This window comes from Ruegeria sp. B11 (assembly GCF_056539785.1).
In genome coordinates this window covers 1-14995 of the sequence record NZ_JBQFVO010000012.1, presented here as the reverse complement: position 1 = coordinate 14995, position 14995 = coordinate 1, and the positions used below count along the sequence as shown (strand labels likewise).

Below are 14995 nucleotides of genomic sequence, written 5' to 3'. Positions count from 1 at the left end.
GCGCGGTGTTGGATGGAGGTATGATTGTGCCATCCTCGTTCACGATCGGGTCAGCGCTGTTCTCGAAGTAATCCACCTGCGCGGTGTAGCCGGGCGTCACCCCATCCTTCGGCGCGCTCCCCGCAAAAACCCCCGCCTGCGTGACCGTCATCGCATGATCTAGCACCAGCGCCGTGGTCCAATTGACACGGTTATTCGAGGTTTCAAAGACCCAGTTGTCGCCTGACCGCGTAATTCTGAAATCGCTCACACTGCCAAAGGATATGCTATCAAACAGCCGGAATTCGGTTGAGCCGTTTTCGACCACGCCCACAATCAACCGCAACACCGAATTCGAGGTAAAGGCGATGTCGAACCGGATGAAATTGCTGTCATCCTGCACTACAAGTAGACCGTGTTCCTGAAAAGTCTGACTGGGCTCGGTTAGGAACCCGGCGCTGATCTGAAAGTCTTCGTCCGCGACATTCTGCAGAACCCGTGGGGTGGTCAGCAGATCCGAGGCGCTGACGGGAGTGCCCGGCGGCGAGGCAATGATAAGGAACCCGTCCGTAGCGCTGGTTCCCAGCTCGGCGCTGCCCGCAATCCCAGAAAATGCCCATTCAGGCGCAAGCGTACCGCCCGCAAAATCGTCGGAAACGATGTCTCCCGGCGGTGGTGTATCGCTGTTGACAGTGACATTCACTGTAGCGGTATCGGTGTCTGTTCCATCTGAGATCGTGTAGGTAAAGCTGTCGGTCCCGCTGAACCCCGCATTCGGCGTGTAGGTATAGGTGCCGTCGTCATTGTCGACAAGCGCGCCATTGGCGGGCTGCGTCACGCCCGTCAGACTCAGCGCATCGCCATCCGCGTCGCTATCATTGGCCAGCACGCCTGCCGCCGCGATGACAAGGGGAGTATCCTCGTTCGTGACATAGGTGTCATCCACCGCATCTGGTGCAGTGTTGCCCGGAGGGGTTTCGAGGGCTTCGGCGCTTAGCTGTGCGATGGTGGCAGCATCAAGCGCAGTGTCGAAGAGCGCGGCTTCTCGGAGCGTGCCGATAAACCCGTCACGCAGATTGTCGGCCACGCTATCTCCGCTGGACCACTGATTAGCCCCCAGCACCACAGGTTCCTCATTGCCCAGAAGCCCACCGGTATAGGCATCGCTGGCCTGTGCGGCGCCGTCCACATAGACGGTCAGCCCCAAGGCTCCGAAGGTTAGCGCCACATGATGGGTTTGACCGGGGTTAATCAAGACACCGGTCTCGGCGATATAGGTGGTAGTCAGGTCCTGGAACCGCGCAACGACTCGGCCGTTCTCGATATAGACGCCCGCATGCCCGCCATTGTCATATCCGCTGGAGTCCTTTGAGAACAGAAACTGCCGCCCACTCACGGTATCTGCGGTAAAGGTAAAGGTCAGCGCGCCATCAGGCAAAAGATAGGCGGGATCATGGGCCAGCACCACCGCACCCGATACATTCCCGGTAAAATCATGTGGACCGCTGTCAAATAGGGGCTGTGGGGTGGTGTTTTCGCTAACGTTTATATCAATTGTGGCAATATCGGTCTCTGTCCCATCCGAAACCTGAACGGTTAATTGCAGGGTAGGGGCGTTGACAGGATCAAGGGCCGCAGGGTCTATCAATGTGATGACACCGGTGGGCGAGATGGCGAACGTACCCAGATCGTTGCCCGTGGTGATATCATAGCTCAGCACATCACCATCGACATCCGTGGCCACGACCGTTCCGACGACGCGGCCCACAGGGGCTGTAGGACTGATGACAAAGACCGCATCAGAAGCTTCGGGTGCGTCGTTGACTGCGTTCACCGTGATGACCGCTGTTGCCTGCCTACTGCCGCCATTTCCATCCGAGACGGTGTAGGTGAACGTGTCTTGACCTGTAAAGTCTGGGTCCGGCGTATAATCGAAAGAGCCATCGCCATTCAGTATCAGCGTTCCATTCGAAACATCTGTGACAGGTGCGGCACTCAGCGCATCGCCATCCGCGTCGCTATCATTGGCCAGCACGCCTGCCGCCGCGATGACAAGGGGAGTATCCTCGTTCGTGACATAGGTGTCATCCACCGCATCTGGTGCAGTGTTGCCCGGAGGGGTTTCGAGGGCTTCGGCGCTTAGCTGTGCGATGGTGGCAGCATCAAGCGCAGTGTCGAAGAGCGCGGCTTCTCGGAGCGTGCCGATAAACCCGTCACGCAGATTGTCGGCCACGCTATCTCCGCTGGACCACTGATTAGCCCCCAGCACCACAGGTTCCTCATTGCCCAGAAGCCCACCGGTATAGGCATCGCTGGCCTGTGCGGCGCCGTCCACATAGACGGTCAGCCCCAAGGCTCCGAAGGTTAGCGCCACATGATGGGTTTGACCGGGGTTAATCAAGACACCGGTCTCGGCGATATAGGTGGTAGTCAGGTCCTGGAACCGCGCAACGACTCGGCCGTTCTCGATATAGACGCCCGCATGCCCGCCATTGTCATATCCGCTGGAGTCCTTTGAGAACAGAAACTGCCGCCCACTCACGGTATCTGCGGTAAAGGTAAAGGTCAGCGCGCCATCAGGCAAAAGATAGGCGGGATCATGGGCCAGCACCACCGCACCCGATACATTCCCGGTAAAATCATGTGGACCGCTGTCAAATAGAGATGTGGACACCCTATTACCTCATTAAACAAAACACTAAAAACTTCGAAAGTTTACACCAAATGCCCTTGAATCCGAATAGATTCTTACAGGCAGCGAAGACAGGGAAGTGTGTAGTATTCAGAAGGGTTTAATCTGGGATTATGTTTTGTAATTAATCCCGCTGTTAAAAACCTTATAACCTATGGCCCTTAGTGTCGGTTTTGTGCGGGTGAAAACGCCCGCCCCTGATCTTCGGGCGCGATTCGTTCGCGTACTGAGTTTGGCGGAGCCAGGCCATTCAGTCCGCAAAAGGCGGCCCAGGCTTCGTCCAGCGCTCCAAGAGCCAGAAGTTTTCCTACTCGCAGCATCGAAAGCGACCAGGCAGTTGGTAAGGCAAAAGGCCTGAACCGACGCATGAAGCGCATCCGGTTTCTGGTGTTAAAATAATTTGCAAATGGTGATGGCCGACGGGACGGGGTGCCTGTGCCGATGGCGGTTCCTCCATGGTGAAGCACTACTGCTTTAGGGCATAACATTAACGGCAATTCTCCGCGCCGTGCAGCCCAGTCGACTTCTTCGTAATAGAGAAAATAATCCTCAACCATAAACCCGACGCGCTCAATGAAAGTGCGCGAAGCCACCATGTTGGCGCCTGTGATGAAATCGACGCTGGTGACGTCCGGCAGGACTGCTTCGTGGTCCTGTTTTCCGGAATTGATGCTTTCGCAGATTCCCGACCAAGGAAACACGCGCCCTCCATCTGATTGAATCCTACGCGGGGGGCCAAGATAATAAATACGCCCCCCCATAAGAGAAAAAGGGCCCGCCTTGGCGGCACAATCGGCATATACGCTGGCTGTATTTGGCAGAACCTCACAGTCGGGGTTCAATATCCAGAACAGATCTATTTCGGAATCCTGCATCAGGAACTTCAAACCCGCATTGACCCCGCCTGCAAAACCGAGATTGCCGCCCGTGTGCAGCAATGTAAATTGTGAGTGTTCAGATACAGTGGCTTCGGATGCTCGTTTTTCGACAAACGAGACCTGACTACACGCGGCCCAATTGCGCACGATATCAGCCGTCTCATCCGGTGAATTGTTATCGCATACTATAGTTCGTATATTAGTATATTCTGAAGCCCAGAGACTTCGTAGGCAGGCTTCAATTACATCCGCAGATCGATATGTCAGAATAACTACGCCAATCATGAAATAACTCTGTTCTGTTTGAAAAAGACGTGTCGGCCCTATGCCAGTTTGTTGATGATCCGCGAGGCAAGGGCGCAGAGGGTTGCTACAGGCTGACGCCGTAACGCTGCAAGTAGCAGACGGCGGGTCGTTCGTTTTTTGCCGAGACGCCAAGTCAGGCTAGCGAATTTGACTAGATTACGTGCATAAACATCCGGGTATTCTTCCAGAACCAGTCGATTCTTTTTCAGTATTCTGGCAAGCCCCAGTCCCTTTTTTCGGAAATTTGTGGAAATGCTGTCATCGGATACAAAGGCTAGGACAACCGGCTCAGGGTCTTCATAGATGCGTGTGTGCTGAGCCAGGCGCGAAGTGAATTCCCAATCCGCATTCGCCTTGGCGCAGGGATCAAACCATTCTTCACCGGGAAAGCAGTCTTTACGAAAAACTGCATTTTGCAGGCTGATACGGTTGCTCTCCAGAAATCTACGTGTCTGATCCTCTTCAAGCTTGAGAGGTTGACTTGGAGATGGTGCGCAGGTCACTTTACCTGAGCCATATGTGCGGTCCGCATCGCGACCGTAAAGGATTTTTGAACCAATGACCACGCCGACATCCGCAGGCAGTGTTTCAAAAAACGTCAACTGGCGGGCCAGTTTGCCCGGCAACCAAAGATCATCGCTGTCCTGAAAGGCGACATACGAGCCCCGGGCATGTGTCAGGCCCGTGTTGCGTGCCTTTGAAACACCAGTGTTTGTGTCATGGCGAACGTAACGCACCCGAGTATCTTTTAGGTTTTTGACCACCGACATGACGTCCTCGGTGGAAGCATCATCCACAACGATCAGTTCCAAATCCCTGTAGGATTGGGACAAGACACTTTCACAGGCCGCCTTCAGACTGTCCGCCCTATTATATGTCGGCAGAATGACGGATACCGTGACGGCTGCCACAGGCTCCGGAGCCTGTGGCAAGGTGGCGTGTTTGTCGCGTTCTTGTGCAGATAGGGTATTGGTCATGGGTTATATCCTCGTACAACGGCTCCGCCCAAAGATCGTAGGTCGGTCAGAAACACCCGATAGTTCCCGGCGGCCCATTGCAGAGTTTTTGCATAGGCCCGTGCCTTTGCCTTTGGGGGAAGTGCAGTGCGCATGATGGCTTTCTGACTGGCCCAGAATTGTTGTGAATAAAGCGCGGGCAGAATGTTTTTGGCTGTAGCGTCGAACCATGTCAGCTTGTCGCGTCGTGTCTTGAGCCTGACCGATCGGTTTTTGTGGTCTCGCCAAAGAAACAGTTCCTCAGGAACGTATTCCAGCCTTCCGTGCAGAGTCAGTTCGGCCAGAAGGGATCTATCCGATCCGACAAAGGGCGCAATGGCCGGTGTCATTCTGAGCACGTCCAGCCGCATAACGCCAAAAACCGTTACACAGGAATGGTTCAGAGCCATTGCCCGCGCGAACCTGTCGATCGGATCAGGTGTGTTGAAATCCCACTCTTTTTCATAGCGCCCGGTTATGTGGCCGGCGTTGTCGATACATTTGACCCGGGTTTGGACCAGAACGGCCCCCGGGTCTCGGTCTAGTGCTGCGACACATTTTTCTAAATATTCCGGTTCGCACAGATCATCATGCGCCATCCATTTAAAATAGTTGCCTTGAGCCTGTTCGACGCAGAAATTGAAATTCGGCGCGGCCCCCCGGTTCTGTGGATGACGATGATACACAAAACGAGGGTCTTTTGCGGCAAAGCGGCAGCAGATTTCTCTGGTTGAATCGGTCGAGGCGTTGTCGGCGATCAGTACACGAAAGTTGGAGTATGTCTGCTGTGCTAGGCATTGCAATGCGCCCTCAAGAAATTCAGCACCGTTGTAAACGGGTAAACCTATAAAAACACTACTCACAATACCGCCTCCAGGGATCCGTTAACGCCGAATGTTCCAAGCATACTCTAACGTCATACTGTGGCATGATCATGCACGCCCCATAATCTTTCTCAGGTAGAGACGATCGCTTGCGTCACAGGCATAGCCAAACAATATGGCCAGATAAGCTACTCCACCTACAAAACTAAAAAATACCAACTCTTCCCAACTGTCAGGTGTTTTCAGCAACCGCAGCCCGCCCCAAGTCACAGCCCCGCAGGCCGCGGGCATGAGGCCACGCAGCAGAACGCTTTTGGCAAACAGCCGAAACGGTACGTGGATTAATCGCAGGCACAAACCCCAGAAATAGCTTAGCTGGGCCACGATGGTGATAATGGTCAACGCCGCTGTTACCCCCACGGCACCGAGCCCGAACCCGTCAAGCAGGACCAACATCAGGATCAGTCCGGCCAATTGGAACAGAAAGGCGGGCAGGTTGAATTCACGTACATGAGCGGTTGCCATTGCTGTGATCGGCAGTAGCACCGTGGCATGCGAGAACGGAAAAATGACCATGAACAGAACAAGGATCAGTGCGGCCTGAGTATATTCCGGGCCGAGATAGAGATGAATAAAAATATCGGCATAAATCGACAAAGGCGTGGCAATTGCCATTGAGGCCCAAAGCGTATATCGCCCCGCACGCAGAACGGTATTGGCCAGCCTTTCACGGTCTTGGAGCGCATTCATGGCAGTGATGGCGGGCTGCAGTGGTAAGGCAGCCAGACTGACGGTGCTTTGCATCTGCCGAAAAATGGTGGCGCCAATATGATAGTTCGTGACACCGACAGGGGTTCCGTAGAGATTGAGCAACAGAGTTGCGGCATTGGTGTACATGATCGCGCCTAGGCGCCCCAATGTCGTCCACATCCCGAACGAAATCAGTTGTTGCGCCTTTGCCAAGCTGAATAGCTCCCGCTGCATTCTCAGTTCGGGAACCATGCGCAGGGATCGCATCAGGGTAATAGCTGTGAATGCCATCTCGGAAATGAATGTGGCCACTACGACCCAGACCACTGATGCACCCAGCGATAGCAGGAAGTAAATCGTCAGGCCCGCGCGCAGGAAATCGCGCAGGATTTCTAACATTTTCAGCTCAAAATAACGCTGTCGAACCGGGTAGGCCGTTGTGAACGGGATGATGAGCATTTGCAGGGTAAAGCTGATAACGAGCAGGCTCAGCATCAGGCGGGCGTCACCAACCATGCCGGGCGTGATGTTAAAAATCTTCTCGAAATTGGCGGCCAATATCAGACCAATCGGAACAAACAGGCCTGCCGCCATAAGCAGGGTCGGAAACAGAGATGATACGATCCGCCGGACTTCGATAAAGTCACCCTTGGCATAGGCGTCCAGAATGTATCGGCTGACTCCGCCGGTAAAAAACGAGAAAAACAGCGGGGCGAATACCATAAGCGATGTAACGACCGGCAGAACCGCAAATTCCGCGGCAGGCAGGCGCGCCAGAAGGTACTGATAGACCCACATCAGCACTAGAAAGTTCACGATCTTGGCAGCCACCGAACTGAGCGAGTTGATCGCAACCAGTTTTTTGGAGACGATGATATTCTTGTGCTCGACCGCCATATCCTATCCCGCGATGACAGCGAAATCCGGGTTCAGGCCCATGCTGCGCACCTGTTCGGTGATCTCGGCCTCGTAAAGCGCGTTTGAGATCAGGATCAGATCGGGGCTGACACCGGGCAGGGCCTCGGGGGCGATCACCGGCAGGGCGACGCCGGGGGCCACCAGCCCGTGCTTGCGCGTGTTCAGATCGACCAGCGCCGCCAGCGGTCGGGCCGCGTCGCCCAGGGCGTTGGCGAATGTGATCCCCTTGGAGCCCGCGCCCCAGATGACCACATTGCCTTCAAACCCTGACAGCCGGTCGCGCCAGCGATCCAGTTCCGCAGTGGCGGCCTGGCCAAAGGCATGGGCGGCGCGGGCGATATCGGCAGCCCCGGGATCCAGATACTCGGGCTGGGGCGCGGTGGGTCTGGCCTCGACCATCAGGAATTGCTCACCATAACCAGCAGAGACCGAGATCGGCTCGAACCCGGTGCGGCGGAACAGTGTGGTGATGGCAGGCGCGCTCCAATAGCCCACATGTTCATAGATCACGTCCCACATGGACACCGCATCCAACATCCACCCGGCATTGGGTACCTCGAAATAGATCGGTACATCGCGATCCCCGATGGCGCGGCGGATATCGGTCATCAGCGGCACCGGCGCATCCACATGTTCCAGCACATGACGGCAGAGGATGGCATCAAAGGGCCGGTCCAGCTGATCCGATCGGAAATATTCACCCACGATCTCAACATTGTCGCGGGCGGTAAAGGGTGTCTCTTGTCCGTCCATCGAGGGGTCAAACCCGGTGGCGGTGGCCACGCCGTTTTTGGCCATCAGATCCAGCATATGCCCGTCGCCACAGCCGATCTCGACCACATGTTTGCCTTTCAGGCCGTGACGGTCCACCAGACCAGCGGCCAGTTCTTCGGCAAAGGCCTGGAATTTGGGCGAGAAATGCAGCGCGTTCTCATAGCCTGGCGCATAGACCATGCGCGCTGGATCAAAAGCACCGTTCCAGATGAACCCGGTTTCGGGGCAGAGCTTCAGATCCACCGTTCCGGCAGGGGCGGCGCGGGCGGCATCGGCATCAGGCCAGAGCTGGTTGCAGATGACCGGCACCTGATCCAGCCGAAAGATATCTTGCGCGTTCTCCGCGGTGCAGAGGGGAAAGGTTATGGTCATACCGCCACAAGCTCCGGGTTCAGGCCCATATCAGCCAGTTGCGCGCCAATTTCAGGCAGGTAGATTGGGTTCATCACGATCACCGTGTCGGGCGGGGCGCCTTTTAGGCTTTCAGGGCTGGAAACCAGATGCCCAGTGCCCGGCAAGTATTTGCCCTGCTTGAACGGGTTGATGTCGATGACCTGCGCCACCTCAGCCCCCAGATCATTGGTGGTCAGGAAAGACACGCCCTTCGAGCCACCGCCCCAGATGGCCACCCGCTTGCCCGCACCATGGCGCGATCGCACGAAATCGGTCCAGTGGGCGCGAATCTCGGCCACTTTCTGCGGGAAAGCCGCGGCCAGGGCGCGCACCGCGTCCAGATCATCCTCCTGCGCCAACACCGGACGGCCCGCCGCCGGTTCCGCGTACTGGATGATATATTGATCGTCATACGCCAGATACAGCTTGGTCACATCGAACCCGGCCCGCCGGAACAGCCGGGCGTGGCTGCCCAGGGTGAAATAGGAACAGTGTTCGAAATAGATGTCCCAGAAGGCGCCTTCTGCAAGCACGCGGTACACATCCGGGGTCTCGAAGAAGACACCAACATCCGAGCGTCCGTCGATCACCTGCGCGATCTCGTTCATGAACCGGCCGACCTCGGGGATATGTTCCAGCGTGTGACGGCAGGCAACGAAATCAGGGGTCTCGGCAATGGTGGCGGGATCGAAATATTCGCGCTGAAAGGTGATCTCGTGACCATCCGCGCCGGGCAGGCGTTCGGGGATGAAACCGGGATCGACGCCCAGACCGATCGTGCTGGTCTGATCCGCCAGCTCCTGCAGGAACTCGCCCTTGCCGCAGCCGATCTCCAGCGTGCGCTTGCCCTTGAGATCATAAAGCGAGGCCACCTCGGTCGCCAGCTCGCGGGCAAACCGGTTGAACGTGCCGGAAAAATGCTGGCTTTCCTCGGTGGTCGAGGCGTAATCGACCTTGGACAGATCGAAAACGGAATTGAAGACAAAGCCGCAATCGTCGCAGAATTTCAGAACCAGCGGATGGCGCGGGAAATTGCGCGCCTCATCCTCGGTGTCCAGCAGAATGCAGCTTTGCACCGGGATGGCGTCCAGCCGGTAAATCTCTGACAGGGTCTGCCCGGCACAGGCCGGGCAAGAGGTCAGTTCAGTCATAAATATGCCCTCCGCCGTCAGGATTCGACGATTTCCAGTTCCGGGATCGGTACAACGAACTTGCCGCCGGCCTGCAGGAAGGCCTGCTGTTGGCGAATGATCTCGTCGCGGAAGTTCCAGGGCAGAATTATTACATAATCCGGATTATCATCCATCAATCTTTCGGGCTCATCGATGCGGATACGCACGCCGGGCATGTATTTGCCCTGCTTGTGGACGTTCTTGTCCACCGCGTATTCAATGGCCCGGTCGTTGAGCTGCAGAAAGTTCAGCATGATCGTGCCCTTGGCCGCCGCGCCATAGGCTGCGATGCGCTTGCCATCGGCTTTCAGATTGCCCACCAGTTTGCGCGCCTGATCGCGGAAGGCCCGGACACGGGCCCCGAAGGTCTTGTAGTAACCGAACCGGTCCAGACCCAGTTCATGTTCTTCGGCCAGGATATCCGCAACAGCCTGCGTGGGTGCTGCGGTCTTGCCAAAGAACAGCCGCAGTGACCCGCCATGGATTGGCACCCGCCGCATATCGTTCAGATACAGCCCGTGCCGTTCAAACAGCGTTTTGGCCGAACCCACCGAGAAATAGCACAGATGCTCGTGATAGATCGTGTCGAACTCGATGAAATCGATCATGTCGCGGACATAGGGAAATTCGACCACAACCTGCCCGTCATCGGCCAGCAGCTCGGCCATGCCTGCCACCAGATCATTCTGGTCGGCCACATGCGCCACCACGTTGTTGGCGATGATGACATCGGCCCGTTTGCCTTGTGCGCGCAATTCGCCGGCCACGCGGGTGCCGAAGAAGTCGATCACCGTGTCGATACCCTTTTCGCGCGCTGCAGTGGCGGGTTGCGAGGCCGGATCGATGCCCAGAACGTTGATGCCTTCGCCCTTGAAATTCTGCAGCATATAGCCGTCATTCGACGCGATCTCGACCACCAGATTATCCGGTCCGAGCTTGCGTTTCTCGATCAGTTCCAACGCGTTTTCGCGAGAATGCTTCAGCAGATCTTCGGAGTAGGACGAGAAATAGACGTAGTCGTCACCGAACATTTCTTCCGGCGGGCGGGTTTCCAGCAGCTGAACCAGAGTGCAATCGGGACAATAGCCCAAACGCAACGGGACCAATGACTCTTTATGCGTCAGCCCACTTTCTTCCAGCAGACCGTCCGAACGGGGCATCAGGCCCAGATCGAGAATGGGCTCCAGCCCCTTGTGGCTACAGGAAATACAATTGACCCCGGCGCTGTCGGCCACGAAATCCGAAGGGTCGGCTTCCTGCACGTTTTCAGGGGTGCGCGAAGACACCCCATTTTCGGTGTGCTTCAGGGCCACATCAATGACATCATCGGCGATCAGCTTTTTGATATGGCCGATCCGCTGATAGCGGGGGCCTTCGAATTCTTCCAGCGTCAGGTCCTGCGCCAGATAGGATTCATACAGCGATTGCGCGCCCTTGCGGGCATCCCATTGCGGTTTGAAATGCGGCATCACCCGTTGGATCTTGTCGCAGTTCACCCGATAGGACCGTTTGTCGGGGCCAGCATCATCGGCAAAGGTCACCTCGCAACCCGGAACCACATCGGCCACGATCTCGGCCAGTTCGCGGATCTGGTAATTGTGCTCGGTCACGCCGACATTGAAGGCCTCGTTGCGGATCTTTTCGACCGGCGTGTCCAGCGTCGCCAGAAACGCGCGGCTGATATCTTCGATATGGGTGATCGGCCGCCAGGGCGTGCCATCAGATTTCATATGGATATTGCCCGTGGTCACCGCCCAGGCGACGAGGTTGTTCAGCACCAGATCAAACCGGATGCGCGGGCTGACCCCATAGGCCGTGGCCGAACGCAGGAAGGTCGGGCAGAACGTGTCATCCGCCATCTCGGCCAGCGCCAGTTCGGATTTGACCTTGCTTTCACCATAAGGCGTCACCGGGTTGAACGCCCCGGTCTCGTCGATGAAATCCGCGCCCGACGCGCCATAGTTCGAGCAGGAGGACGAGAACACAAACCGCGACACCCCGGCCGCCTTAGCGGCACGGGCCACGTTCATCGTGCCCTCATAATTGATTTCATAGGTGGTTTCGGGTCGGAAATCGCCTAGTGGATCGTTCGACAGTGCGGCCAGATGCAGGACGGCGTCAAAGCCCAGCAAATCTGCTGCCTCGATATCGCGGATATCTTTCAGGATCGTCGGCACTTGCGGCATCTCTCCGCCCGGAGCGAAAGTGCAGCGCTCGTACAGGTCGCTGTCGATCCCCGCTACTTCATGTCCGGCTGCCTCCAGCATGGGAGTCAGCACCACACCGATATACCCACGGTGACCAGTTACCAATACACGCATATTATTTCTCCCAAACCGCCCAGGGGCGTTCACCGGAATCCCACAGCTTTTGCAGATTGTGCTTGTCGCGCAGGGTGTCCATCGCCGCCCAGAATCCGTCATGAGGATATGCCATCAGCTGACCATCCCTGGCGAGATTCTCCAGCGGCGCATGTTCGAACATGACCATATCGCCTTCGATATAGTCAAAGACCTGCGGCTCGAGGATAAAAAAAGCACCGTTGATCCGACCCTCGGCTGTCTGCGGCTTTTCCTCGAACGCAACAACCTGGTTGCCCTCAAAGCGCATATGACCGTAGCGCGCGGGCGGACGCACCGCAGTGATCGTCGCCAGCTTGCCGTGGCTGCGGTGAAAGGCAAGCAGCTTGTGCAGGTCCACATCCGATACGCCATCGCCCCAAGTCAGCATGAAAGTCCCGTCGCCCATATAAGGCTGCAGTCGCTTGACGCGCCCTCCGGTCAGAGTCTCACCACCGGTTTCGATCAGATCGACGGTCCAGGGCGCGTGATCCTGATCGTGGCGCACCACCGGTTCAGGATGTCCCATATTGACCGTGATATTGCCTGCCAGCGTTCCGTATTCCGCAAAGTAACGCTTGATGTAATTGCCCATATAGCCAAGGGCGACGGCAAAATCGTTATACCCGTAATGGGAATAGGTCATCATGATATGCCACAGGATGGGCATACCTCCGATCTCGACCATTGGCTTGGGCCTGACCGAGGTCTCCTCTGCCAGACGCGTTCCCTTGCCCCCGGCGAGAATTGCAACTTTCATGGAAATTCTCCGTTAACACAAATGTAATCGTAAGCTTGCCAAAGAGACTCTGACAAAGAAATAGGCCAATTTTATGGAATGAAGCGTTCCTCCGGAAACTGACAATATTTTACTCGATACCGTATCCCAATTAGCGGAAATATGGTGATTTTTCACCTTTCTCAGACCAGAAGCGTATCCGTGAAGATGAAATCATCGCTGTTGAGATCCAGCCCGTAGACACTGTTCAGAAGGCCGACAAGCTCGTCAGCATCGCCATTCTCGCCCACCCGCCAGATCGCAGTGCCCGGTGACAGGCCCGGCGCATCGGTGCTGAGCACGTAATCCGCGGCAACACCCGCCAGCTGCACCTGATCGGTGCCCGAGATGAAATCGTAGACAAAGCCATAATCACCCTCGCCCGCATCAGCCCCGATCCCGTCGTCGTAATAGGTGCCGTTCGCATCCCCGAAGACAAAGACATCCGCGCCGCCAGCGCCGACAAACACATCGATCTCACCTTGCCCTGGCGCAGCGCTGGTGGTATCGACAGCAACCTGAACTTCGTCGGTCTCGTCGCCCTGAATGATGTCATCTCCGGTGATCTCAGTCACAGTGAGATCACCGAACGTGACGTCGTAATAATGGGCGAGAAGATAGAGCGACCCGGTGGCCGGAGCTTCATCCAGACTGAATGTCTCAATTGTCTGCAAAGTCCAATCCACCGGCTCGGTCGTGCCCTCTTCCCAAACCTTCAGGCTGTACTGGCGGTCGTAGATTGCCACTTGTTCGACACGCACAGTGAAATTGTAAGACAGACCTTCTGCCAGATCAAAACCCTGGGCACCGAGCAGGTCGGACCATTCATGGTAACTGTGGCTTCTGAACTGGTTTGTATAGAAGAACGCCGCACCCGGCTCATAACCCGTGTTAAGCTGGGTATCGTTAGATCGCTCGGTGTGCCCACCCCAAAGCATTCCGATTGCAAACGCTTCGCCTACGCCAATTGGGTCATCATTGTTGAGATTATGCATGGTGATGGTCACGTTGAGCTCGTAATTGTCCCAACTGTCATCCCCCAGAACCAGCAGCCGGTCATATCCCAAATCAACCGGTCGGATACCGTTTTCGCCCCAGGACCAAGTGCCGTCAACGATCTGCAGCACATCTTGCGCCTCTGTCACCGCAGACCAGTCGATGTCGTAATTGGGACTCCAAGCATTACCGATTTCGTATTCAACCACCACATCTCGGGTCACGATGGCACCCCCGGCCAGCGTGGCAGTGATAGTTACTACATCATCGGCGCTGGTGGCGTCGAGCTCTGCAAAATCGATCTCGATATTGAAATCGCCTTCGTTCTGAAGTCGCCGCGTGTCGGCTCCCATCAAAAGAGTCTGCTCGCCCCCCCCGTTCAGCGAATAGGTCAGCGTTTCCACGTTGCCGCCCACATTGCCCAAGATGTTGATCGCCGTCTGCCCTTCTCCGGGGTTGCCGAAGCTCTGGTTCAGGCCGTACCAGACATCGATCGGGTTCCCGACGGCAATTGTTACGGTTGCGGTATCAGTGAATTCTCCATCTGAAATCGTATAGGTGAAATCATCTGTTCCCGAATACCCCGCATTCGGCGTGTAGGTATAGGTGCCATCCTCGTTGTCGACCAGTGTGCCATTGGTGGGCTGCGTCACATCGATCAGGCTCAGCGTATCGCCATTCGGATCACCGTCATTGGCCAGCAGATCAGCCGCAGCCGCAATCACTAGCGCCGCATCAACTGGCGTCACCAGACCGTCATCCACCGCATCTGGCGCAAGATTGACTGGTGTATAGGTACCATCCTCATCCGCGATGGGGGCAGCAGTGTTCTCGAAATAATCGACCTGTGCCGTATACCCCGAAGCGTTCCCAGTATTACCTGCGAAGACCCCTGCCTTTGCTGTGGTCAACGCATGCGTGAAGCTGCCAGCCGTCACCCAGTTGGTGCCGTCTACCGAATATTCAAACGTCCAGTCATCCCCACTCCGCGTCAAACGAAGATAGGGTGCAGTGCCGCCAGAGATGGTTGTCCGGAAGGCCTGGCTGGAATCGCCATCAACAGTGATCCCAGCAAAGGCATAGAGGTTATTACCGTCTGAATAGGTGTCGAACCGCAACCAGTTGTCGGCGTCCTGCTCAACCAGCAAACCCTGCAACTGATACCTCTCAGTCGGAGTGGTCAAAAAACGCGTCCCGATCT

Annotated in this window: 10 protein-coding genes; all 10 read right to left on the bottom strand. The window is 56.3% G+C overall.

Going from position 1 to position 14995, the window contains the following annotated elements; genetic code table 11:
* On the bottom strand, positions 1 to 2653 hold a 2653-nt coding region (locus ACR0I1_RS20410), incomplete at its 3' end, for a tandem-95 repeat protein (protein ID WP_480707750.1).
* A gap of 179 nt (positions 2654 to 2832) precedes the next feature.
* Positions 2833 to 3834 (bottom strand): glycosyltransferase family 2 protein, encoded by a 1002-nt coding sequence (locus ACR0I1_RS20405; RefSeq protein ID WP_480707748.1) that lies wholly within the window; start codon positions 3832 to 3834, stop codon positions 2833 to 2835.
* A 38-nt stretch (positions 3835 to 3872) separates the two neighbouring features.
* Positions 3873 to 4832, bottom strand: a complete 960-nt coding sequence (locus ACR0I1_RS20400; RefSeq protein ID WP_480707746.1) for a glycosyltransferase family 2 protein — start codon at positions 4830 to 4832, stop codon at positions 3873 to 3875.
* Complete coding sequence (locus tag ACR0I1_RS20395; RefSeq protein ID WP_480707744.1) at positions 4829 to 5713, bottom strand: glycosyltransferase family 2 protein; 885 nt, start codon at positions 5711 to 5713, stop codon at positions 4829 to 4831. Before ACR0I1_RS20395 ends, ACR0I1_RS20400 begins: the two co-directional genes overlap by 4 nt.
* A gap of 69 nt (positions 5714 to 5782) precedes the next feature.
* Positions 5783 to 7321, bottom strand: a complete 1539-nt coding sequence (locus tag ACR0I1_RS20390; RefSeq protein WP_480707742.1) for a lipopolysaccharide biosynthesis protein — start codon at positions 7319 to 7321, stop codon at positions 5783 to 5785.
* 3 nt (positions 7322 to 7324) lie between these two features.
* Positions 7325 to 8488 carry a class I SAM-dependent methyltransferase gene (locus tag ACR0I1_RS20385; protein WP_480707740.1) on the bottom strand — a complete coding sequence of 388 codons (1164 nt, stop codon included), beginning with the start codon at positions 8486 to 8488 and terminating at the stop codon, positions 7325 to 7327.
* Entirely contained in the window at positions 8485 to 9660 is a 1176-nt protein-coding gene (locus ACR0I1_RS20380) for a class I SAM-dependent methyltransferase (RefSeq protein WP_480707739.1), read from the bottom strand. The genes ACR0I1_RS20385 and ACR0I1_RS20380 overlap by 4 nt, the downstream gene beginning before the upstream one ends.
* A 17-nt stretch (positions 9661 to 9677) precedes the next feature.
* The gene (locus ACR0I1_RS20375) at positions 9678 to 12002 is read right to left on the bottom strand and encodes an NAD-dependent epimerase/dehydratase family protein (RefSeq protein ID WP_480439584.1); all 2325 of its coding nucleotides are present in this window, start codon (positions 12000 to 12002) and stop codon (positions 9678 to 9680) included.
* 1 nt (position 12003) lies between these two features.
* A complete protein-coding gene (gene rfbF, locus ACR0I1_RS20370; RefSeq protein ID WP_170734188.1) occupies positions 12004 to 12780 on the bottom strand; it encodes a glucose-1-phosphate cytidylyltransferase in 777 nt (258 codons plus the stop codon).
* Between the two features lie 161 nt (positions 12781 to 12941).
* Positions 12942 to 14995: cadherin-like domain-containing protein (locus ACR0I1_RS20365; RefSeq protein ID WP_480707738.1), on the bottom strand; the 2054-nt coding region annotated here is incomplete at its 5' end.

Bases quoted from the DNA above. Each gene is read 5' to 3' on its own strand.
- ACR0I1_RS20380 (WP_480707739.1), bottom strand. From the start codon at position 9,660: ATGACTGAACTGACCTCTTGCCCGGCCTGTGCCGGGCAGACCCTGTCA.
- ACR0I1_RS20385 (WP_480707740.1), bottom strand. From the start codon at position 8,488: ATGACCATAACCTTTCCCCTCTGCACCGCGGAGAACGCGCAAGATATC.
- ACR0I1_RS20375 (WP_480439584.1), bottom strand. From the start codon at position 12,002: ATGCGTGTATTGGTAACTGGTCACCGTGGGTATATCGGTGTGGTGCTG.
- rfbF (WP_170734188.1), bottom strand. From the start codon at position 12,780: ATGAAAGTTGCAATTCTCGCCGGGGGCAAGGGAACGCGTCTGGCAGAG.
- ACR0I1_RS20405 (WP_480707748.1), bottom strand. From the start codon at position 3,834: ATGATTGGCGTAGTTATTCTGACATATCGATCTGCGGATGTAATTGAA.
- ACR0I1_RS20400 (WP_480707746.1), bottom strand. From the start codon at position 4,832: ATGACCAATACCCTATCTGCACAAGAACGCGACAAACACGCCACCTTG.
- ACR0I1_RS20390 (WP_480707742.1), bottom strand. From the start codon at position 7,321: ATGGCGGTCGAGCACAAGAATATCATCGTCTCCAAAAAACTGGTTGCG.